The organism is Rhodococcus spongiicola, assembly GCF_004011835.1.
In the GTDB taxonomy this organism is placed as follows: Bacteria; Actinomycetota; Actinomycetes; order Mycobacteriales; family Mycobacteriaceae; genus Prescottella; species Prescottella spongiicola.
In genome coordinates this window covers 314595-336452 of the sequence record NZ_RKLN01000002.1, presented here as the reverse complement: position 1 = coordinate 336452, position 21858 = coordinate 314595, and the positions used below count along the sequence as shown (strand labels likewise).

Annotated in this window: 19 protein-coding genes, 1 tRNA gene and 1 other RNA gene; 7 read left to right on the top strand and 14 right to left on the bottom strand. The window is 65.4% G+C overall.

The window, feature by feature from the left end; all coding sequences use genetic code 11:
• Positions 1-236: 236 nt before the first annotated feature.
• Positions 237-608: a transfer-messenger RNA gene (gene ssrA, locus EF834_RS06290) on the bottom strand.
• Between the two features lie 214 nt (positions 609-822).
• Here ssrA and EF834_RS06285 point away from each other — a divergent pair.
• Positions 823-2028, top strand: a complete 1206-nt coding sequence (locus EF834_RS06285; protein WP_127946356.1) for a lipase family protein — start codon at positions 823-825, stop codon at positions 2026-2028.
• Between the two features lie 15 nt (positions 2029-2043).
• On the opposite strand, the gene EF834_RS06280 is transcribed toward EF834_RS06285, so the two are convergent.
• The 7 genes from EF834_RS06280 to prfB all read right to left on the bottom strand — a co-directional run bounded on the left by EF834_RS06280 (position 2044) and on the right by prfB (position 7698).
• Positions 2044-2922, bottom strand: a complete 879-nt coding sequence (locus tag EF834_RS06280; RefSeq protein WP_127946355.1) for a DMT family transporter — start codon at positions 2920-2922, stop codon at positions 2044-2046.
• Positions 2919-3392 (bottom strand): SsrA-binding protein SmpB, encoded by a 474-nt coding sequence (smpB, locus tag EF834_RS06275; protein ID WP_127946354.1) that lies wholly within the window; start codon positions 3390-3392, stop codon positions 2919-2921. The genes EF834_RS06280 and smpB overlap by 4 nt, the downstream gene beginning before the upstream one ends.
• A 98-nt stretch (positions 3393-3490) precedes the next feature.
• Positions 3491-4396 (bottom strand): permease-like cell division protein FtsX, encoded by a 906-nt coding sequence (ftsX, locus tag EF834_RS06270; protein WP_127946353.1) that lies wholly within the window; start codon positions 4394-4396, stop codon positions 3491-3493.
• A gap of 60 nt (positions 4397-4456) precedes the next feature.
• Complete coding sequence (gene ftsE, locus EF834_RS06265) at positions 4457-5146, bottom strand: cell division ATP-binding protein FtsE (RefSeq protein ID WP_127946352.1); 690 nt, start codon at positions 5144-5146, stop codon at positions 4457-4459.
• 61 nt (positions 5147-5207) lie between these two features.
• Positions 5208-5693 (bottom strand): hypothetical protein, encoded by a 486-nt coding sequence (locus tag EF834_RS06260; protein ID WP_127946351.1) that lies wholly within the window; start codon positions 5691-5693, stop codon positions 5208-5210.
• Positions 5690-6589: a mechanosensitive ion channel family protein gene (locus EF834_RS06255; RefSeq protein ID WP_127946350.1), complete on the bottom strand. Its 900-nt coding sequence runs from the start codon at positions 6587-6589 to the stop codon at positions 5690-5692. The genes EF834_RS06260 and EF834_RS06255 overlap by 4 nt, the downstream gene beginning before the upstream one ends.
• Before the next feature lie 5 nt (positions 6590-6594).
• Positions 6595-7698 (bottom strand): peptide chain release factor 2, encoded by a 1104-nt coding sequence (gene prfB, locus EF834_RS06250; protein WP_127946349.1) that lies wholly within the window; start codon positions 7696-7698, stop codon positions 6595-6597.
• 159 nt (positions 7699-7857) lie between these two features.
• Here prfB and hisN point away from each other — a divergent pair, with 159 nt between their 5' ends.
• The 4 genes from hisN (at position 7858) to EF834_RS06230 (ending at position 11906) form a co-directional block, all read left to right on the top strand.
• Positions 7858-8628 carry a histidinol-phosphatase gene (hisN, locus tag EF834_RS06245; RefSeq protein WP_235871022.1) on the top strand — a complete coding sequence of 257 codons (771 nt, stop codon included), beginning with the start codon at positions 7858-7860 and terminating at the stop codon, positions 8626-8628.
• A 61-nt stretch (positions 8629-8689) separates the two neighbouring features.
• Positions 8690-9016: a hypothetical protein gene (locus EF834_RS06240; RefSeq protein WP_127946347.1), complete on the top strand. Its 327-nt coding sequence runs from the start codon at positions 8690-8692 to the stop codon at positions 9014-9016.
• Between the two features lie 205 nt (positions 9017-9221).
• Positions 9222-10634, top strand: a complete 1413-nt coding sequence (locus EF834_RS06235) for an acyl-CoA dehydrogenase family protein (protein WP_127946720.1) — start codon at positions 9222-9224, stop codon at positions 10632-10634.
• A gap of 51 nt (positions 10635-10685) precedes the next feature.
• A complete protein-coding gene (locus EF834_RS06230; protein ID WP_127946346.1) occupies positions 10686-11906 on the top strand; it encodes an acyl-CoA dehydrogenase family protein in 1221 nt (406 codons plus the stop codon).
• Positions 11907-12775: 869 nt separating this feature from the next.
• Here the strand turns inward: EF834_RS06230 and EF834_RS06225 are convergent.
• From EF834_RS06225 to EF834_RS06215, 4 genes are all read right to left on the bottom strand, one after another.
• Positions 12776-12985 (bottom strand): hypothetical protein, encoded by a 210-nt coding sequence (locus EF834_RS06225; protein ID WP_127946345.1) that lies wholly within the window; start codon positions 12983-12985, stop codon positions 12776-12778.
• A gap of 207 nt (positions 12986-13192) precedes the next feature.
• Positions 13193-13324, bottom strand: a complete 132-nt coding sequence (locus tag EF834_RS18620; protein WP_268960938.1) for a hypothetical protein — start codon at positions 13322-13324, stop codon at positions 13193-13195.
• Positions 13325-13746: 422 nt separating this feature from the next.
• Positions 13747-15279 carry a PepSY-associated TM helix domain-containing protein gene (locus tag EF834_RS06220; protein ID WP_127946344.1) on the bottom strand — a complete coding sequence of 511 codons (1533 nt, stop codon included), beginning with the start codon at positions 15277-15279 and terminating at the stop codon, positions 13747-13749.
• Between the two features lie 150 nt (positions 15280-15429).
• Positions 15430-15963 (bottom strand): hypothetical protein, encoded by a 534-nt coding sequence (locus EF834_RS06215; RefSeq protein ID WP_127946343.1) that lies wholly within the window; start codon positions 15961-15963, stop codon positions 15430-15432.
• Between the two features lie 140 nt (positions 15964-16103).
• Here EF834_RS06215 and EF834_RS06210 point away from each other — a divergent pair, with 140 nt between their 5' ends.
• The gene (locus EF834_RS06210; RefSeq protein WP_127946342.1) at positions 16104-17747 is read left to right on the top strand and encodes an acyl-CoA synthetase; all 1644 of its coding nucleotides are present in this window, start codon (positions 16104-16106) and stop codon (positions 17745-17747) included.
• Between the two features lie 100 nt (positions 17748-17847).
• Here EF834_RS06210 and EF834_RS06205 read toward each other — a convergent pair.
• Positions 17848-17921: transfer RNA gene (locus EF834_RS06205), tRNA-Met, on the bottom strand.
• Between the two features lie 193 nt (positions 17922-18114).
• Positions 18115-21027: a UPF0182 family protein gene (locus EF834_RS06200; protein WP_127946719.1), complete on the bottom strand. Its 2913-nt coding sequence runs from the start codon at positions 21025-21027 to the stop codon at positions 18115-18117.
• A gap of 233 nt (positions 21028-21260) precedes the next feature.
• On the opposite strand from EF834_RS06200, the gene EF834_RS06195 reads away from it, so the two are divergent.
• Positions 21261-21839 (top strand): PPA1309 family protein, encoded by a 579-nt coding sequence (locus EF834_RS06195; protein ID WP_235871052.1) that lies wholly within the window; start codon positions 21261-21263, stop codon positions 21837-21839.
• Positions 21840-21858 lie beyond the last annotated feature (19 nt).

The following is a 21858-nucleotide window of genomic DNA, read 5'->3' as shown; positions in this document are numbered from 1 at the left end:
GTGGAGACCGGCGTCACGCCATGACTCTCCGCGGTCGGCGAGCAACCGAGCCCACTGTTTCCTCGCTCTTCGCTCGACACTCCGGAACGAGTCCAGTTGGTGCGCAGACACCGGGACGATGACCTTCTCGATACCGTTCAGCACGGGCCACAACATAGTCCTCCGAGCCGAACCGGGCACACGGACAGCAAAAAGGGCCTGGTCAACGAGTGGACTCACTCTCTGACCAGGCCCTTTGGTGGAGCTGCCGGGAATCGAACCCGGGTCCTCCGCCGCTTTGCCAGGGCTTCTCCGTGTGCAGTTCGCTATGCCTCTACTCGGATCTCCCGGTCCCGCGAACAGGCCGTGATGACGATCCCAGTCGCTGTTGGTTGTCCCGCCCCACTCCGCGACCGAGTGGAACGGTGAAGCCCTCTAGCTGATGCCAGGATCCGGGGCGAGGGCTCACCCGGTCTGACAGACACGCAGTCGCTGATCAGGCAGCGAGTGCGTAGTCGCGCTGATTGGAATCGGCGCTTGTTTGTTTGCAGCGACGCTTACGGTGGTCTCTTGCCTGCACCGACACGCTTCCCCTAACTCAACGTACGCAGTCGAAACCGTTCAGCCCCGTACGTCCCCGCGACTTTCGCGGAGCTACTTACTGTAACCCACATGCACACGAGAATCATCCCGATTCTCGACGGCGGGTCGAAACCAGGCCCCCATACAAGTCCGGATGTCTCGGTCCAACGCATTTCACCTTCCGGTTCACGCGATTCCGTTAAGGTCGTGCCTCAGGCGTACCATCCAGTGGATTTCAATCTCTGCTTGGGGGGCAATTTCATGGAGTCGTTGGCACGTCGATCGACAGCTTTCATAGCACTCGTACTCGCCGCACTGGCCGCAGCAACCGTCTCGGCACCACCGATTTCCGCCGCCCCCGCGTACCCCACCCCTCTTCCGGACCCGTTCTTCGCCGCGCCCGCCGACATCGACTCGAAGGCCCCCGGCGACGTCCTCGCGAGCCGTCGTCAGGACACGTGGCTGTTGCCGGGGCATGAGGTGTGGCAGATCAAGTACCGGTCCACCAACTCGGCCGGCAAGCCGATCCCGGCAGTCACCACGGTTATCAAGCCCGTGAACGCGCCCTCGGACATGCCGGTCCTCTCCTACCAGGTGATCGTGAATTCACTCGGCCTGCGCTGCGCCCCATCCACGGGACTGATGACCGGTGAGATCTCAGACGTCATCGGGCTGCCGGCCGCACTGGCGAGGGGGTGGGCGGTTGCGATCCCCGACCACTTGGGTCCCACCAGCGCGTACGGCGCCGCCAGGCTCGGCGGGATGATCACGCTCGACGGCGTCCGCGCCGTCAAGCAGCTGCCGGAGCTGCGCCTGTCCGAGAGTCCAGTGGCGCTGGCCGGATACTCCGGTGGCGGCTTGTCCACCGCGTGGGCGGCCGCGATGAATTCCACGTACGCGCCGGACGTCGAACTCGTCGGCGTCGCGCAGGGTGGCGTCCCGGCGGACATCGAGGAGATGGCCCTGGGACTCGGCCAGATGGACCGACATCCCGGATTCGGCCTCGGATTCGCCGCCGCTCTCGGACTCGAGCGCGAGTACCCGGATCGCCTGCCGATCAGTGACCAACTGAACCAGGTAGGGATCGCTCTGCGTGACGAACTCAAGGACGAGTGCGTCGCGATGATCTTTGCGAAGGGTCAGGCGTACGGCGCCACTGAGGTCACGAACTCGACGAGCCTGCTCCAGGACGAGACCGCGCGCGGCGTGATGCGCGAGAACAGCCTGGTCAACTACTCGAGAGTGCCGACCGCGCCGGTGTTCATGTGGCAGGGCGTCGGCGACCAGTTGACGCCGTACGGTGCCGTCGCCGCGACGGCCGACCGGTACTGCAAGGCTGGCGCGTCGCTGATGTTCCGCGGCTACCCCATTGCCGAACACATGACGACTGCGCTCGTGGGCCTACCCGAAGCCCTCCAATACCTGGAGGATCGGTTCGCGGGACTACCTGCGCCTAACAACTGCTGATTCCACCGCCGACCGCTACCCCACGAACGTGGCGGCCACGGCGATCATCGCGACGGACGCGAGCGCCAGCAGCATGCCCGTAACCTGGATGCGGCTCACCCGCTCGCCGAGCATCACCATCGCGAGCAGTACCGTCGCGGCCGGATAGAGCGAGCCGATCACGCTCACCAAAGACAGCAGTCCCCCTTGCAGCGCGAACATGAACGCGGCATTGGCCGTCACGTCGAGAACCGCGACAAAGACGGATAGGCGGAGGATCTCGCCTCGCGGGGGCCGGAATTGCCACGTACACAACGCCACCAGCCAAACCACGGCGGTCGCCGCCCCGCGGGCGGCGGCGAGCGGCCACAGTCCTGTTCCCGCGGGGATCTGACCCAGTGCAATGAAGGAAAACGCGAAGGTAACCCCCGAGCCGAAGGTCAGCCAAGCGACCGTTCGACTGAACCGCATCTGCCGACCGCCGATAACCGGACCGGCCCCTCCGTCGGTCGATTCCCGGGACACCAGCACGACCGCGGCTAGCGCAGCCACGATCCCGAAATAGGCGACGGCACCGGGCCGCTCGCCGAGCATGATGCCAACGGTCACCGGCAGTCCGGCGACCAGAACGGCGGTCAGCGGCGAGATGACGGCCATCGGTCCGGACGCGAGCGCCAGGTAGAACCACCACACCGCCAGACCGGCCCCGACACCGGACGCGGCACCCCACAGCAATGACTCACCGCTGATCTCACCGCCGACGAACGGGGCGAAGGCGAGCACCAACAGAACAGAGAGCGGGTAGGAGACGATCACCACCCGCAGCGCGGTGACGCGCCGAGACGCGACCCCGCCGACGAAGTCGCTGACTCCAAAGCCGATCGCGGACGCGAGAGCGAGGAAGACAGTGGTCAGCGCATGCCCTTCACCCGGCGTCCGAGTTCGCGGGTCACCTCACGCTCCGCCGTGCGTCGGGCGAGGTCCTGGCGCTTGTCGTAGTCCTGTTTGCCCTTCGCGAGAGCGAGTTCGACCTTGACCTTGCCGTCGGAGAAGTACATCGACAGCGGCACCAGCGTCTGGTTGCCCTCGCGGGTCTTGCCGACCAAGTGCTCGATCTCGCGACGGTGGAGCAGCAGCTTGCGGGTGCGGCGCGGCGAATGGTTGGTCCACGTGCCCTGCGTGTACTCGGGGATGTGAAGGCCACGCAGCCACACCTCACCGTCGTCGACGGTGGCGAACGCGTCCACCAGCGACGCTTTGCCCTCCCGCAGGCTCTTCACCTCGGTGCCGACCAACGCGACACCCGCCTCGTAGGTGTCGATGATGGTGTAGTTGTGCCGTGCCTTGCGGTTGGTCGCGATGACCTTGCGGCCCTTCTCTTTCACTTTCGGGCCCTCACTCCACTGTCGGTTTCACACCACGAACGTTGGTACGACTACCAGCATAGAGGCGCCCGCAAACGGAATATCCAGTCGAGCCGTCGTCACTTCCGCACGTACAGCCGCAGCGCGGCGTAGGCGGTGATCGCGGCCAGACCGGCACCGACGATCACGACGAACGGCGACACCAGCAGCACGTCGCTGTTGGAGATCCGCGCCACGATGTTCGCGTCGTAGATTTCGGCGAGGACGTTGTCGATGAACAGGTTCTTCACCGCGAACAGCCCCCCGATCGCCAGCACGGAACCGATCAGCGCCGCGGCGACAGCCTCGAGCAGGAACGGCAACTGGGTGTACCAGCGGGTGGCACCGACCAGCCGCATAATGCCCACCTCGGTGCGCCGGGTGAGCGCAGCCACCTGAACCATGTTGGCGATCAGGAAGATCGCGGCGATCGCCTGCACGATCGCGATCGCGAACGCCGCGTTCCTGACGCCGTTGAGCACGCTGAACAGACGATCGACCAGCTCACGCTGGTTGAGGATGCTGTCGACGCCGGGACGCTGCGCGAAATCGGCGTCGATCGCGCTGAACTGCTCGGGATCGCTGAGTTTGACCTTGAACGACGCGGGGAAGCTCTGCGGATCGACGAGCGACGCCAGTTCGGGGTTGTCCTTGAACACCCGGTCGGTGGCGTCGGCGACGGCGTCGTCGCGGTTGAGGTAGTGCACCGAGACCACCGAGTCGGTGTTCTCGAGGTCGTTGCGGATGTTCCGGCAGATGTCCTGCTCGCAGCTCGGATCGGACGCGGAGATGTCCTCGGTGAGGAACAGCTGCACCTCGACGCGGTCCAGGAAGATCTCCTTGGTCTTGTCCGCCATCTGGACGACCAACAGGCCGCCGCCGAACAGGCCCAGCGAGATCGCGGTCGTGAGGATCATCGCGACGGTCATCGTGATGTTGCGGCGCAGGCCGGTCAGGACCTCGCTGAAGATGAAGCTGGCACGCATCGGGGTATGCAGTCCTTGGGTCGTCTGTTCGAGGGGCGGCGGACAGGTGCCGTCGCCGGCCTAGCGGCCGACGGCGTAGACGCCTCGCGCTTCGTCGCGCACCACCCGGCCGAGTTCGAGTTCGACGACGCGGCGCCGCATCGAGTCGACTATGTGGTGGTCGTGCGTGGCCATGAGCACGGTAGTGCCGGTGCGGTTGATCCGTTCGAGCAGCAACATGATGTCGGTGCTCGTGTCCGGGTCGAGGTTGCCCGTGGGCTCGTCGGCGAGCAGGACCAGCGGCCGGTTCACGAACGCGCGGGCGATCGCGACGCGTTGCTGCTCACCGCCCGACAACTCGTGGGGCATGCGGTCGGCCTTGCCGGACAGGCCCACCAGTTCGAGCACCTCGGGGACGGTGCGCTCGATGATCGACCGGGACTTGCCGATCACCTCGAGCGCGAACGCGACATTCTCCGACACCGTCTTGTTCGGCAGCAGGCGAAAGTCCTGGAAGACGTAGCCGACGCTCTGGCGCAACTTGGGGACGCGCCGGCTCGACAGCTTGTTGACGTGGAAATCCGCGACGTGGATGTCTCCGGAGGTGGGAGTCTCCTCCCTGAGCAGGAGCTGCATGAACGTGCTCTTGCCCGACCCGGACGGCCCGATCAGGAAGACGAACTCGCCCTTGTCCACCTCGATGCTCACCCTGTCCAGGGCCGGCCTGGTGGAGGCCTTGTAGAACTTCGAGACATCCTTGACGCTGATCACGAGAACATAGTCTAGCCGTTATCGAAAAGTGATCTTGTGATGAAGCTCACGGGCTGTGGCGTCAGCCCTCAGGGCTGGGAACGGTCGTCGCACCCGCCTCGGGCGTCGTCGCGTTGGGTTCGCCCGTTTGCCTTTCCGTCTCGGTCGTGGTTGCTGTCTCCGTCGTAGTTGCCGGCTGTTGGTCCGTCGTCCCTTCCGTCGTTTCGCCGTCCGGGGCCGTCGTCTCGGACTCCTCCGCACCAGAGGTCGTCTCCCCCGGCGAGGAACTGGTCTCCGGCGGCGGCTCCGAGTTCGACGGCTCCGAGCCGGACACCGAGGTGCTCAGTTGGTCGACAGACGCCGGGCCGCCGGAGCGGTCCTGCTCGGATACCGCCCTGGACGGCCTGGGTGTGTCGGTGGAATCAGGCGGCGGATTCACGGACGTGTTGAGCATCGCCAGACTCACCCACAGCACGCACATCACGAGCGTGGTGGTGCGCATCCGGCCACCGAACAGCCTGCGCGGGATCCTCCGCCACACCCGCGACATCGCCTCCTGCAGGTTCACCCTGCGTCACCGCCGACAGCGTCGGGCTCGAGTTCGGCAGACACCGTGATACCAGCGCGGTGCAGCGCCGTCACCACCCGCACGCGCAGCGCGCGGCGAACCTGGAATTGCTTGCCCGGCAATGTTCGCGCGACCATTCGGACGCTCACCTGATCGACCTCTAGGCTCTCGACGCCCATCACCGACGGGGTGTCGAGCAGCAGCGGACGCAGTTCGTCGTCGGCGTAGGCGTCGACGCCGACGCGGTGCAGGACGTCGTTGACGCGGTTGATGTCGGCGGTGGCGGGGATCGGCACGTCGATGACGGCCCGCGCCCAGTCCTTGGACAGGTTGATCGCCTTGACGATCTGGCCGTTGGGGACGGTGATGACCTCACCGTCGGCGTTGCGCATCCGGGTCACCCGCAAGGTGACGTCCTCGATCACCCCCTCGGCGTCCTGCGACGATCCGAGGACGGCGATCTGCACGGTGTCGCCGTAGCCGTACTGACGCTCGGTGATGATGAAAAAACCGGCCAGAATGTCCTGCACCATCCGCTGCGCACCGAAACCGAGTGCCGCGCCGAGGACGGTTGCCGGCGCGATGAGACTGCCGATCGGCAAGCCCAATTGGTTGACGATCTTCATCCCGGCGATCACGTAGATGATCGCAATGACCACCCAGGTGATGACCTGGGCAACCGAGTGCCGATGCTTGGTCGCCTCCGACCGGACCAGAGCGTCACCGTACTGGTAGTTGTCGTCGATCCGCTTGGTGATCCGACCGCCTGCCCAGTTCACGAAACGAGCCAGAATCAGTGCACCGAGAACGGTCAGTGCGATGGGCAGTCCGGTGTACTCCAGCCAGGACTGGAGACGTTCGTAGGGTTCGAAGCTGAAGGCGAGCGTCGTCTGCATTCGGCCTAGGCTTGGGCTTCACTCATCCGCCAGCGGATGCCGGCCTCGATGAATCCGTCGATCTCGCCGTCGAGCACGACGGCCGGGTTGTTCACCTCGTACTCGGTGCGCAGATCCTTGACCATCTGGTACGGGTGCAACACGTACGAGCGCATCTGGTTGCCCCACGAGCTGCCGCCGTCGCCCTTGAGGGCGTCAATTTCGGCGCGTTCTTCCTGACGCTTGCGCTCGAGCAGCTTGGCCTGCAGAACCCGCATCGCCGACACCTTGTTCTGCAGCTGCGACTTCTCGTTCTGACAGGTGACGACGATCCCGGTCGGGACGTGCGTCAGCCGCACCGCCGAGTCGGTGGTGTTGACCGACTGGCCACCCGGCCCGGACGAGCGGTAGACGTCGACGCGGACGTCGTTCTCGTCGATGTCGATGTGGTCGGTGGTCTCCACCACCGGGAGTACCTCGACCTCCGCGAACGACGTCTGACGGCGACCCTGGTTGTCGAACGGGCTGATCCGCACCAGGCGGTGTGTGCCCATCTCGACCGACAGCGTGCCGTAGCTGTAGGGCGCCTTGACCGCGAAGGTCGCGCTCTTGATGCCGGCCTCTTCGGCGTAGGAGGTGTCGTAGACCTCGACTCCGTAGCCGCGCTTCTCGGCCCAGCGGATGTACATGCGCATGAGCATCTCGGCCCAGTCCGCGGCATCGACGCCACCGGCGCCGGCACGGATGTTGACAAGCGCGTCACGCTGGTCGTAGTCACCCGAGAGCATCGTCTTGACTTCCATCGCCTCGACGTCGGTGCGCAACTGTTCCCGCTCAGCATGCGCGTCGGCGATGGCCTCCGGCCCCTCCTCCTCGGCGAGCTCGTAGAGGACAGTCATGTCCTCGAGCCGCGAGCGCAGTTCCTCCACACGGCGCAGCTCCGCCTGCGCGTGCGAAAGCTGGCTGGTGACTTTCTGGGCGTGCTCCTGGTCGTTCCACAGTTCGGGATCGGACGCCTGGTGTTCGAGCTCGTCGATGCGGCGACGCAGCTCCTCGACATCGAGGACCTTCTCGACAGTGGTCAAAGTGGTGTCGAGCTCGGCTAGGTCAGCGGAAACATCAGGATGCACAGTTATCAAGGCTACCGGGTGCATCACACGGTCCGGCGTCGCACCAACCACACGACTTCCCTTCTCACCAACTCTTCTCACCAAACACAGAAGGCCCAGAGCGGCATCGTCGACGGCCGAGGACGGCGACGGCACGGCCGGTGCATTAGCGTCGAACGGGTGACCGATCTCGAACTCGCCCTGCGTCTCGCCGACGAAGCGGACTCCATCACCCGCGCCCGCTTCGGAGCGCTCGATCTGAAGGTCGATTCCAAGCCCGACCTGACGCCGGTCTCCGACGCCGACCTCGCCGTGGAACGCGCGCTGCGGGCCGTGCTGACCGCGGAGCGTCCGGCCGACGCGGTGCTCGGCGAGGAGTTCGGTGGAGACGCGACGTTCGAGGGGCGGCAGTGGGTTATCGACCCGATCGACGGCACCAAGAACTTCGTCCGTGGCGTTCCGGTGTGGGCCAGTCTGATCGCGCTCCTCGAGAACGGGGTGCCCGTGGTCGGCGCGGTGAGCGCACCGGCGCTGAACCGCCGCTGGTGGGCGTCGGCCGGCGAGGGCGCGTGGGCGTCGTACGACGGTGGCGACGCACGCGTTCTGTCGGTGTCCGGGGTCGCCGACCTGGCGTCGGCGAGCCTGAGCTTCTCCTCGCTGTCCGGCTGGAAGGACCGCGGCATCCGCGAACAATTCGTCGACCTCACCGACGCCGTGTGGCGCGTGCGTGGCTACGGCGACTTCCTCTCCTACTGTCTGCTGGCCGAGGGGACGCTCGAGATCGCGGCCGAACCCGAGGTGTCGCTGTGGGACCTCGCGCCGTTGGATCTGCTGGTCCGCGAGGCAGGCGGCCGCTTCACGAACCTCGAGGGTGTCGACGGCCCGCACGGCGGCAGCGCCGTCGCCTCGAACGGCCTGCTGCACGAGGAAGTCCTCGCGCGCCTGTCCTGAACAGGAGGGCACTGAACTGGAGGGCACTGAACGGGAGTGACGCTGAACGGGAGTGACACCGATGGACGCTGACGACGTCGACTTCGCCCACACCGATCAGGCGAGCCGCAGGCGCCGAGAGAAGGCGCTGGCACTGGCCCGGTTCGCGTGGGACCGCGGCATCACGGGCGCCGAGTTGCTCGAACTGCCCGACGACCGCCTCCGCAAGCTGGCACGAGCCGCCGGCACCAACCCGCCCAGCACCCACGAGACGTGGACCGTTGCCGCAGAGTTGATCGACGAGAAGGACCGCTGGGCGGCCGCGCACCATGGCGATCCACGGGCCGTTCGCCCCCACACCGACGAGAAGATCATGTGGGTCAAGCCGCCCATCGCCCCCTGGAGCTGACGGCGCTGGAGCTGAAGGAGCTGGGGTCTAAGGAGCTGGAGTTGACCCGCACGCCCGTCTGACCCCGGGTTGAACACCTTGGTTTGCACTCTGCGTTCGCAGGGCGATCCCGTCTCGAATGTGTGATTCGTCACTTCTCCCGTTGTCTCGACTTCATTTCTTACTCCGGAGTAAGGTGGTGGTGTCCGAGTCCACACCCGGAGAAATGGTCACCATGAGCAAGCAAGACGTTGTGAAGACGAACGGCGCCAAGCGTGAACCCCGCGACACCTCGGCGGTCGGCTTGAACCCGGTCCGGCGCGACGCAATGGGCGCCGCGATGCGCGTGCTGACCCGGATCACCGGGTCCGACCTGGCCGAGAGGTACAACCTGCGGCAGGTCATCGACCGTGTCACCTACGAGGGCACCAAGACCGGCTTCAGGACGCTCGGTGCCGCCACCCGCGTGTTCAACCGTGTTTCCGGCGGCGGCGCGCCCCAGCGCTTGCCCGACGGTGCCGCCAAGAACGCCCACTACTTCGACCTCACCCCCACCGACGAGCAGAAGATGATCGTCGAGACCGTGCGCGAGTTCTCAGCCGAGATCCTGCGCCCGGCCGCATACGACGCCGACGAGGCCACCGCCGCGCCCGCCGATCTGCTCGAGCGCGCCGCCGAACTCGGCATCACGATGATCAACATCCCCGAGGAACTCGACGGTGCCGCGTCCGAGCGGGGCGCGGTCACCAATTCGCTCGTCGCCGAGGCCCTTGCGCACGGCGACATGGGTTTAGCGCTGCCGATCCTCGCTCCGAGCGGCGTGGCAGTCGCCCTCACCCAGTGGGGCACCGATGCGCAGCAGAAGACCTACCTGCCCGCGTTCGCCAGTGAGAACGTGCCCGCTGCGGCGGTAGTGGTGAGCGAGCCGCGGGCGCTGTTCGATCCGTTCGCGCTGCAGACCAAGGCCGTCCGCTCCCCCAGCGGCTACCGGCTCAACGGCGTCAAGAGCCTCGTTCCGGCGGCGGGATCGGCGGAACTGTTCGTCGTCGCGGCCGAACTCGACGGCCGCCCGGCGTTCTTCATCGTCGAGTCCGACACCAAGGGCCTTACCGTCGAGGCGGATCCGAGCATGGGTCTGCGTGCGGCCGGCCTCGGTCGGCTCATCCTCACCGACGTCGCGGTGCCGGAGTCGGCGATCCTCGGTGACGGCGACGCCGACCAGCGAGCACGTGAGTACGCCGACGCGATCCGTCTGGCGCGCCTCGGATGGGCATCGCTCGCTGTGGGCACCAGCCAGGCAGTGCTCGACTACGTGATTCCCTACGTCAACGAACGTGAGGCGTTCGGCGAGCCGATCAGCCACCGTCAGGCGGTGGCGTTCATGGTCTCGAACATTGCGATCGAACTCGACAGCATGCGGTTGGTGACGCTGCGTGGTGCGTCCCGCGCCGAGCAAGGGCTGTCGTTCGCTCGCGAGGCGGCGCTGGCCCGAAAGCTTGCGACGGACAAGGGTATGCAGATCGGCCTGGACGGCGTCCAGCTACTCGGAGGCCACGGCTTCACCAAGGAGCACCCGGTGGAGCGTTGGTACCGCGACCTGCGAGCCATCGGCGTTGCCGAAGGCATCGTCCTCATCTGACGCCGACCCGATCCGCCGGATCCCTCGGATCCTCCGACAGGAGACCTTTCGATGATCAATCTCGAACTTCCCAAGAAACTGAAAGCCTCTGCGAACCAGGCGCATCAGGTCGCAGCTCAGATCTTCCGGCCCATCTCCCGCAAGTACGATCTGGCCGAGCACGCGTACCCCAAGGAACTCGACACCATGGCTGCCATGGTCGAGGGCCTGGGCGACTCGGGGCAGGCCGCGGCCGGTGCCACCCTGGGCCGGACCGCCGACGAGAACGGCGGCGAACCGAAGGTCATCGGCAACACCAACGGCGGCAACATGTCGTCGCTGATGAACGTAATCGAGACCTGCTGGGGTGACGTGGGTCTGACCCTGTCGATCCCCTACCAGGGGCTCGGCAACTCGGCGATCGCCGCCGTCGCCACCGACGAGCAGCTCGAGCGGTTCGGCAAGGCGTGGGCCTCGATGGCGATCACCGAGCCCAGCTTCGGCTCCGACTCGGCGGCCGTGACCACCACCGCCGTGCTCGACGGCGACGAGTGGGTCCTCAATGGCGAGAAGATCTTCGTCACCGCCGGCGAACGCTCCACGCACATCGTCGTGTGGGCGACGGTCGACAAGACCAAGGGTCGCGCGGCGATCAAGTCGTTCGTCGTGCCGCGCGACGCACCCGGCCTGAGCGTGGCCCGCCTCGAGCACAAGCTCGGCATCAAAGCGTCCGACACCGCGGTACTGCTGCTGCAGGACTGCCGCATCCCCAAGGACAACCTGCTCGGCGACCCGGCAGTGCACGTGGAGAAGGGCTTCGCCGGCGTCATGCAGACGTTCGACAACACACGCCCCATCGTCGCAGGCATGGCCATCGGCCTGGGCCGGGCCGCACTCGAGGAGCTTCGCGGCGTCCTCGAGGAGGCCGGCGTCGAGATCTCGTACGACATCCCCGCGAACAACCAGCACGCCGCGGCCGCCGAGTTCCTCGCTCTCGAAGCGGACTGGGAGGCGTCGTACCTGCTCGCGCTGCGCGCGGCTTGGATGGCCGACAATAAGAAGCCCAACTCGCTCGAGGCGTCGATGTCGAAGGCGAAGGCCGGTCGCACCGGAACCGCGGTGTCGCTCAAGGCCGTCGAACTCGCCGGCACATTGGGTTACTCGCAGCGCCCGCTGCTCGAAAAGTGGGCCCGGGACAGCAAGATCCTCGACATCTTCGAGGGCACTCAGCAGATCCAGCAGCTCATCATCGCTCGTCGACTGCTGGGCAAGACGTCCGCCGAACTGAGGTAGTCCGCACGGAGGCTGAGGCCGTCCCCGTCTGCCACTCCCCCGTCATCGGGCTCCACGGAGGATGGCGGGGACGTCTTCGTTAGCGGCTTCCGCCACTTCCGCATCACTCGCGCGTATCAACTCGAGGTAGCGGTGCAGATCAGGCGCGTTCGCTGCGTTCGCCGTGTAGACCGTCGAGGACCCACGTCGGTGAAAAAAGTAGTTCCATGGGTGGGCTCGAGGCTCAGCTGAATTCACCGGATTCGCGTTCGTAAACATAGAGTGATAATCGATTCGCTCGGTGAACCATTCGAACACTCTCCTGAGGAACATTCCATGTCCGGATGTTTAACCGTCTCGAAGAAGTGCACGGAGAGAAGGAGCCCGCAGGCTCCTTGTAGACCCGCGCCGCGTCGGTTCCGCACTCGGCGCCTCTAGCGAGTCGCCCCGACAACTGAATAAGCGCTCCTCGCCAACCGCATCAAAGAAAAGACTATTGGGGCGCTCAGAAATACCTGACCGGTAACTCGGTAAAATGCGAAACCGAGGATCGCCGAAACTGATTTCAGCCTCGGCGATCCCCGGTTTTACAGTATGGACGGTTGCCGTTCTGGCAGCGCGGCTCCAATAGCGACGTCGGGAACTCGGCCCGAACGGACTACTAGGGCATCAGGGCGCTTCCGAGTTCGACGAGAGCGACCCAACCTGCCAACCAGTCGACGATCGAATTGAGAAACGTCTGCAGCACGAGATTACCTTTCTCAGAGGGGTGAGACGGATAGGGCGTTCAGGTACTTCGCAAACGACCCCACCAGATCGACGGATCCGAACGTCACGAGGTCGGACGCGTAGTCCAGAGACAGTGCGAGCATGTTGTTCTCCACTCCTGATTACGGGTTTCCGACAGAACCGAGCACGTCGTTGATGCTTCCGGCCGCCGCCGACGAAGCGGTAGGCCACAGGTTGATGACGTCACCGATGAACCCGAAGACCGCGTCGATCGCCCCGTTCAGAAGCTGTAGCAGGCCGCCGTTCTCCGGATCCGACAGCGACCCCAAGTCGACGCTCGAAACGAGGTCGAGAAGACTTCCGGTATCCACTATCGTTCACTCTCCCTTGCGATTTTTGCAGTTCACGGCTAGAGCCAACTGGAGTCCACTGATGCTGCAAATGGATAAATCAGCATCTCCGCGAGCGCCTGCTTAATGAGACCTCCGGCTGGCCCCCCGAGCATGTCACCGATCGACCCGAAACCCATCATTCACTCCTGTCGTCATTTGAAGTTCCTGGCGGAACCCATACGGATGTCAGCTGATTGCGGTGGCTTCAACCAACGAACCCGTAAAGAAGTCGACACCAGGTATCAACGACCCGCTGTACACGTTGTTCAACAGATCCGTCAGCAACGTCGCCGTCGCATTCAGGAAATCCACGCTCATCGGAACTTCCACCCTCTCGATTGGTGTTGAAACCACTCATCAAACACGGCACGTCCCCTCACTGCATCCCATAAGAGAGGCAGCTGCGCGCAGCACAGAACGCTTCGGCGTCAGGAGCGACCGTGATGGAAACGAAACTAACTCATCAACGTCCGCTTTGCGAGGTTTTCGTAAACAATTTTTTACCTTGGGCCGCAGACGCTTCATCGCCCCAGGTCAGAATGGTTCCGAGCAACAAGGTCGGCATTGCTGGCGATGAGCCGAAGGGTGATCAGCAAATGAACGATCGTTCACTGCTTGTCAAACGACCGTCCAGTTCTGATGGCGGCACGTGTCTCTGGCGGAGGGTGCCTGCGCACAAGCGACAGGCACCCTCCAGGCCCGAACTCAGCGTTCGTTCGGTGGTCGTAACAGGTCGTCGCTCACTTGCTCACGCCAGCCGATGCTCCTCTGCGTTGCCACACACCGAGGACCATGTCGACGGCGACGAATCCGAGCAGGGAAAGTCCCAGCAGTGGCACGAACCATCCGACCGATACGGACCCGATCACAATCGCAACGACTACAACCGGACGCAGGCCGCGTAGGGCTCCACGAGCCGGCGAACGACCCCACCGTCGCGTACCGCGCGTCGGGCGGCGCCGCCACCACATCGCGTACCCGAGCACGATCACCACCAGCAGCGCCACTGCCAGTGCCAACAGCGCGATCTGGTTGACGAGGCCGAACAGGATGCCCATGTGCAGGCCGATACCCCAACTGGTGAGCTTCGCCGCGAGCGGCCAGTCCGCGAACCGCGAAGAATCGATGACGTGCCCGGTTGCGCCGTCGATTGCCACCGAGTCCGGCGTGAACTGGAACGGCTGGCGAAGCTGGGTCACGGTGAACGCGGTGTCGGCCATAGACGGGATCGACGCCTCGACCGGACCGGTCACGCCTACGGTCGCCGCGGTCGCGAGGACCTCGTCGACCCGTCCGATATTGGTGTCGAGCAACTGAGTTCCGCCGGTGGCGGAGGCCGCACCGCCACCGGTGAGCTTCTTCGACATTGACGGCGTGGTCCACCCGAGCGACGCCCGCAGATCGGCGACGTTCTCTCCGGCGTACTTCGACCACGTCAGACCCGTCGCCGACAGAAACACCAGCCCCAGTACCAACCACAGTCCGATTGCGCCGTGCCACCCGAGCGCACGATTGCGTCCACGGGTCCCACGTCCCGGCGCCCACAGCCGCGGTGCGGCAAGTGCCCACAGCCGCGGTGCGGCAGATGTCGCCAGCCGCGGTGCGGCAAATGCCGACAGCCGCGGTGAGGCGGGCGCACTCCGGACGCGGGCCGTCCGGAATCGGCTGACCCACAGGTAGACGCCACCGAGTGCGATCACCCACAGCCACGACGCCGCGAGTTCACTGTAGAGACGACCCGTTTCGCCCAGGTGGAGATTTCGGTGCAGCTGGGAGATCCACGTGCGCATCGGCAGCGCGCCGCTGCTGCCGTAGACGACAAGTTCGCCGACGGGCTTCGCGACCACCGGGTCGACGAACACCGCCAGACGCTCCCCTTCGCCGAGCGTCGGATCACTGAACAGCACCCGCGTGGTCTGCCCCTGCTCGGCCGACGGACGTACCGCCGACACCGTCAGATCGGGACGCTCGGCCCGCGCGGCCGCGACCTGCTCGCCTACCGGCGCAGCAGGTCCCGTCGATTCGACGTGCAGGTAGTCGCGGTAGACGAACTGCTCGAGGGTCGGGGCGATCGCGTACAGACCACCGCTGACCGTCGCGATCACGAGGAACGGCGCGACGAAGATGCCGGCGTAGAAGTGCAGTCGCAGAACCAGCCTGCGGAACGCACCAGGCGGCGACGAATCCCGAGGCCGACTCTCGGTCTCGGGGCGATCTTTCGGGTCGTTCGGAAGGTGCGCAGGGGCGATCCCCACGCCTTCGGAAGCGTGCATGAAACAGCTCTTTCCTGAGGTTTCGGATCGGCACGCGAGACAGTCGCGCGCCGTGAGAGGGCACGCCGACGCGCAGCGGCACACAGTGGTGCACGCGTCGGCGGTGAAGACGGCCGCAGACGCCCGACATCCGCTTGGGTTGCCGGGCGTCTACCAGGAAAGGGCCGGAGGGCCGCGAGTGCCGCCCGCAGCGCGAGCGACGCGAGACGTCGTCGGCTCGAGACTGCGGACGACCGTCGGCGTCCAACGTCGGATGTCGGGCACCGGCGGGGTGGACAGTACCGCTACGACGGTGCGCACCACCGAGCCGATCACGCTCAACAACGAACGCTCGGCGCCGCGAACCAGCACCGTGCCGACCGCTGTGGCCGCCGCGTGTGCCGCGAGCATCTGCGGGGTGAGGTCCAGGCCGTGAGCGTGAGCGGAGGCCAGGGTCAGTGTGAGGTGGCCGATCCCCTGGCCGATCGCGAGGAATGCGGCGAGAACCGGCAACTTGTTGCTCACTCCGCGAACAGAGGCGACGACGACGCCCACGACCGCGGTGGCGGCAAGGAGCACGACGATCGCTTCGTCGCTCGGCACGGTCCCGCCGCCGAGTCCGTGTGCGGCGATACTGATCGCACCGGAGAGGGAGCCGATGAACACGCCGCGCATGCGAGCGACGGCATCGGCTCCGGAACTCACCCGGCAAGACTAGCGCCCACTGCAACCCCGCCTACTACAACCCCTAGTACGTCCGACGGCCCACCGAAAACGCCCAATTCGCAGTCTGTGACCCAAGTCACTACTAGTCTGAGACTCCGGCGTCATCGAGGGGAGTCGTCATGCAGTACGTTCTGAGGAACATCACGGACACGCTCAGCGCTGTGCGCGTCATGCAACGCTCGGGCCTGATCCCCCTTCCCCGCGTCGACGAGGGCATTCGCCTGCTCGTCGCGGTCGAGAAGTACGGACCGTTCGCCGGGTCCGTACATGCTCACGCGGGCCGGAGCCACCCGCGACCCGGGTTGATCGACGAACGCGGGCAACTGAGCTACCGGGACCTCGACGAGCAGTCCAACGCACTGGTCCGGGCGTGGCAGGCGGAAGGCATCGGCGTCGGATCCTGTGTAGGCGCGATGTGCCGCAACCACCGCGGCCTGGTCCTCACGATGCTCGCGGCCGCCAAGGGTGGGGTGCGACTGGTGCTGATGAACACCGGGTTCGCCCGGCCTCAGCTGGCGGACGTGGCACAGCGGGAAGGTGTGCGCCACTTCGTGTTCGACAGCGAATTCGCCGACATCGCCGACGCCCTGCCCTCCGATGTCACGCCGTTCCTGGCGTGGGTGGACGAACCCGTCCCCACTCCCCCGGCAGAGCGGCCGATCCGCACCCTCGACGACCTCATCGCTGCGTACCCCAGCGATGCGGTTCCCGCGCCCGAGCAGGCCGGCGTCTTCATCCTGCTCACCAGCGGAACCACCGGAACCCCGAAGGGCGCTCCGCGCGGGCGCACGTCACCTTTCGTCACCGCGCAATTCCTCGATCGAATCCCGTTGCGCCCCAAACAGACCATGTTGATGGTCGCACCCGCATTCCATGGCACCGGAATCTCCCAACTCGGCCTCGGTCTCGCGCTGGAGAACACCATCGTGATGCAGCGGCGCTTCGATCCCGAAACGACCGTCCGACGGATCGCCGACACCCGGGCCGACACCGTGGTCCTGGTCCCGACGATGCTGCAGCGGATCATCGACCTCGGGCCGGAGGTGCTCTCCCGATACGACACCTCCAACCTGAAGGTAATCTTCGCCGCCGGATCTGCCCTGTCCCCCGACCTGTGCATCCGCACCCAGCAGGCGTTCGGGAAGGTCTTGCACAACTTCTACGGCTCCACCGAGGTCGCCGCCGTCACGGTCGCCACCCCGGACGATCTCGAACGCGCCCCCGGTACCGCGGGAAGGGCACCGGCCACCTGCCACGTCGCGCTGTTCGACGACGCCGGCAACCGGATCACCGAACCCGACGTCATCGGACGCATCTTCGCCAAGAGCGGTCTCAGCTTCGACGGCTACACCGACGGCCGCGACAAGGAACGTATCGACGGCATGCTCTCCACGGGCGACGTCGGACACTTCGACAAGGAAGGCCTGTTGTTCGTCGACGGGCGGGACGACGACATGATCATCTCCGGCGGGGAGAACGTCTACCCGCTCGAGGTCGAGAATCTCATCGCCGAACGCCCCGACGTCCGCGAAGTCGCAGTGATCGGCGTCGCGGACGACGAGTTCGGTCACCGGCTGTGCGCGTTCGTCGTCCCCGCCCCTACGTCGACACCGGATGCGAACGAGATCCGCGACCACGTCAAGGCGAACCTTGCCCGGTACAAGGTGCCGCGTGACGTGGTCTTCATGGACGAGTTGCCGCGCAATGCGACCGGCAAGTTGTTGCGGCGGGCGCTCGTCGAGATGCAGGCCGGACCGGAGTGAATCCGGTTGCGGGACAGCGCCCCGCAACCGACGCCACGACGAACGAACCCGCATAGCACGAAGGCCCGGAGATCCAGCTGGATCTCCGGGCCTTCTCTAGTAGCGGGGACAGGATTTGAACCTGCGACCTCTGGGTTATGAGCCCAGCGAGCTACCGAACTGCTCCACCCCGCGATGCATGAAACAAGTTACACGAGCGGTCGAACGGAAGGCAAATCGCCTGCGGGAGGCCTTGATCGACTCCGTTCGGACGTGCACGCGACACTCCCGTCGAGGTGATGCAGCTCATTGATCGGTAACTCCAACTGAAGGGATCCTCCGTGCTCTCGCACCCGGAGGATCCCTTCAGCTTTCGTGGCGAACCGGCTCAGCCGCCGGAATTCTGGTACGCCTGGACCGCTTCCTGTAGCTGGTCGAGCGCATCACCGTACGCCTTGAAATCGCCCCGCTGCTGCGCGGTCTGCAGATTCGACAGTGCCGAGTCCAGCTGGGCGACCGCCGCGGCCCGGTCTGTAGCCTGTGGCGCCGGTCGCGGAGTCGGCTGCGCCTCACCGTTCTGCGGCGTCTGAGCCGGCGTGGGCTCGCCACCCTGTTCGACCGCGGCGTCGCCTGTACCCGAGCCGAACACCTGGTCCAGTGCCTCCGCCAATGTCGGCGCATAACCGACCCGGATGCCGTTCGTGTCGGTGAAACTCACCAAGACCCTTGCCAGCTGCGGGAACGCGTTCGGCGAATTCCGCTGCGTGTAGAGCGGTTCGACGTACAGGATTCCGCCGTCGGCGATCGGCAGGGTCAGCAGATTGCCGAAGATGACCCTGTTCGACTGCCTGAGCAGCGACAACTCACTCGCCACACGCGGGTCCGAGGTCATCGCCGACTGCGCCTGCTGTGGCCCCTGAGTCTGCGTGGTCGTCGGCAACTGCAGCACCGAGAACTTGCCGTAGTTTTCCGGATCCGACTGCACCGAGATGTACGCCGAGAGCAGCTCACGCTGGAAGCCCACCATCGGACTGGTCAGCACGAACTGCGGTTGCGCGGTGTCGGGGTTACCGGACAGAACGTAGTACGGCGGCTGGTTCTTGTCGGTATCGACCGTCGGGTCACTCGGCACCGACCAGAACGCGTTGTTGCTGAAGAACTCACCCGGATCGTCCACGTGGTACTTCGCGAGCATCTCGCGCTGGACCTTGAACAGATCCTCCGGGTACCGGAAGTGGGCCTGCAGGTCGGCCGGAACCTCAGCCTTCGGCTTGACGGTGTTCGGGAACACACCCATCCATGCGTCGAGCACAGGGTCCTGGTCGTCCACCTGGTACAGGGTGACGGTGCCGTCGTATGCGTCGACGGTCGCCTTCACCGAATTGCGGATGTACGACACTTCCTTCTGCGGCACCATCCGTCCCGTCGCCTGGTTGGTGCTGTCTTGTACCAGGCCCTCGAGCGACGAGCGCTGCGCGTACGGGTAGTTGTCGAGCGTGGTGTACGCGTCGACGATCCACTGCAGCCGACCGTCCACGACGGCCGGGTAGACCATGCTGTCGGTGGTCAGCCACGGAGCGACCTTGTTGATGCGCTCCGCCGGATCACGGTTGTAGATGATCTTCGAGTCCGCACCGATCGCGCCCGAGAACAGGATGTTGCGCTCGGTGTACTTTGCCGCGAACGCCAACCGATTGAACCAGTTGCCGATACCGACGCCGCCGCTTCCGGTGTAGGTGTACTTACGTGCGTCGGTGTCGTACTCGCGCGGCGCACTGCCCGGCTCGCCACCCACGATCGCGTAGTCGGCGTCCGACGCCGCGATCACCGGACCGAAGTAGATGCGGGGATTCTCGATCGCGAGCGCCTCATCCCGGGGCTGCGTCTCGAGGTCACTGACGCTGTAGATCGGGTAGCCACCGGTGTTGTTCTGCGTGTCACCGGTGACCGCGGTCACCTGGTTGGCGTACGCCGCGACGAAACCGTTGCCGTGCGTGTACACCGTGTGCCTGTTGATCCAGTCCGTCTGGTTGCCCTGCAAGCTCGACGGCGACAGCTCACGCGCCGCGACGACGAGGTCACGCAGTTCGCCGTCCATCTCGTACCGGTCGATGTTGAGCGACTTCGGGAACGCATAGAAGTTCTTGAGCTGCTGCTGCGCCGTGAACGTCGGCGAGAGAACGTTCGGGTCGAGCAGGCGGGCGTTCGCCATGGTGGTGACGTCCGCGGGTACGTCCTTGGGCTCCATCTGTGTTCGGCCCGAGTAGTCGTTGTACTCGACGGTCTCGTCGGTGATGCCATAAGCCTGCCGAGTGGCACCGATGTTGCGCTCGATGTAGGCGCGCTCCTTGTCGGCCGCGTTCGGCTTGACCGAGAACTGCTCGACGATCAGCGGCCACACAGCACCGACCAGGACCGAGGAGAACACCAGCAGAACCACCGCCATCGCGGGGATTCGCAGGTCGCGGAGGAAGATCGCCGCGAAGAACGCGATGGCACAGATGATCGCGATGGCCAGCAGGATCAGCTTGGCCGGCAGAACCGCGTTGATATCGGTGTAGCCGGCTCCGGTGAACGTGGGTTCCTTTCGACCGCTGGAGAGCAGCGCGTACCGATCGAACCAGTACGACACGGCCTTGAGCAGGACGAACGTTCCCGCGAGGATTGCGAGCTGCACCCGCGCCGCTCGGGTCAGAGCGCCCTGGCGGCCGCTGAGACGCAAGCCGCCGAAAATGTAGTGCGTGATCAGGCTCGCGAAGAACGCGATCACGACCGCGACGAACAGCCAGTTCAGAACGAACTGATAGAACGGCAGCTGGAAGGCGTAGAAGCCGATGTCCTTGCCGAACTGAGGGTCGGTGATCCCGAACGTGCCGCGGTTGAAGAACAACTGCACCGTCGACCAACTGGCCTGGCCGATGAGTCCCGCGAAGAGACCGAACAAGACGGGGATACCGATGCCGAAAAGCTTCTGGCGCGTCATCACGGCCGTGCGGTACCGCGCGACCGGATCGTTGGCGCCCGGCGACGGGAGGAACATCGGTCGCGAACGATAGGCCAGCATGAGCGCCAGCCAAATGATCAGGCCGACGACCAGTCCGACGATCACGAACAAGGCCAGTCGGGTGACCAGGACCTTGCTGAAGACGCTACGGAAGCCGACCTCGCCGAACCACAACCAGTCGGTGTAGACGTCGACGAATCGAGGTCCGACCAGCAACAGCGCCGCGGCGATCAATGCGAGAACCAGCAGCGCACGCGTACGTTTCGACAACGAAGGTAAACCGGCGGGGGGCCGCATGCCCACTTGCCACTCTCCCAACAATCCGGCGACGCCCTCGCGCCGCAGCCTATGCCCTGTTCAGCGTCGCCCGGGGGCGACCGTTTCGTCCCACTCTACGTAACGGTGGCGCCGGAAGCGGCGCCGACCGACGAGCACCGGCGCGACCCCCTGGGTGCAAGGATAGAGCCGTGATCGACAGTGATGGCGAGTTCTACGCGGATGAGCCCGTAGACGGCCCCCCGAATGCATCCCTGTCCGACGAGTCCCTGCGCAGGTGCGTGCACGAAATCATCGATTTCGTCGACACCGGCGGATGGGGTCAATCGCCTGCGCTGTTTGCGATCGTTCCGACTGCACTCGTGGCCGCGGCGGAGCCGTCGCTCCTCGATCAGCTCGACGATGGCGCGGAACTGACACCTATCGAACAGGGGCCGCTCCCGGATGACATCGAGGGCGGCTCGCCCGCACTCGACGAGTTCCTGGCAACCACCAGTTGGCCGCCGGAGGTCGTCGGCTGCGCCCTGGTTCAGGAGATCGTCGTCCTGCCACCGAGCGCCGAATCCGATCTGGATGACGCCCTCGCCCCACTGCTTTCGGACCGCCACGCGGCGGACGAGGCGGCCCGAGCTGCCGCCCAGTCCCATCCCGGGCGCCGAGACGCCCGTCTCATCGCGGCCGTGTTGCGGGACGGGCCCTCGATCGCGCTGCTACAGCTGCGCCCCACCGACAACGACGACCCGTTCGCGGGTGTGGAACTGCGCACGTACGACAACCTCGCTCCGGGCGTCGTCGGTGCGCTGTACGCGACCCTCGACGCCCCTGAAGACTGATCTGGCGCAGGACTGACCA

Coding starts and splice junctions, on each gene's coding strand:
- EF834_RS06230 (WP_127946346.1), top strand. CDS start 10,686: ATGATCAATCTCGAACTTCCCAAGAAACTGAAAGCCTCTGCGAACCAG.
- EF834_RS06220 (WP_127946344.1), bottom strand. CDS start 15,279: ATGCACGCTTCCGAAGGCGTGGGGATCGCCCCTGCGCACCTTCCGAAC.
- ftsX (WP_127946353.1), bottom strand. CDS start 4,396: ATGCGTGCCAGCTTCATCTTCAGCGAGGTCCTGACCGGCCTGCGCCGC.
- EF834_RS06255 (WP_127946350.1), bottom strand. CDS start 6,589: ATGCAGACGACGCTCGCCTTCAGCTTCGAACCCTACGAACGTCTCCAG.
- EF834_RS06210 (WP_127946342.1), top strand. CDS start 16,104: ATGCAGTACGTTCTGAGGAACATCACGGACACGCTCAGCGCTGTGCGC.
- EF834_RS06235 (WP_127946720.1), top strand. CDS start 9,222: ATGGTCACCATGAGCAAGCAAGACGTTGTGAAGACGAACGGCGCCAAG.
- EF834_RS06285 (WP_127946356.1), top strand. CDS start 823: ATGGAGTCGTTGGCACGTCGATCGACAGCTTTCATAGCACTCGTACTC.
- EF834_RS06200 (WP_127946719.1), bottom strand. CDS start 21,027: ATGCGGCCCCCCGCCGGTTTACCTTCGTTGTCGAAACGTACGCGTGCG.
- EF834_RS18620 (WP_268960938.1), bottom strand. CDS start 13,324: ATGAGCGTGGATTTCCTGAATGCGACGGCGACGTTGCTGACGGATCTG.
- EF834_RS06240 (WP_127946347.1), top strand. CDS start 8,690: ATGGACGCTGACGACGTCGACTTCGCCCACACCGATCAGGCGAGCCGC.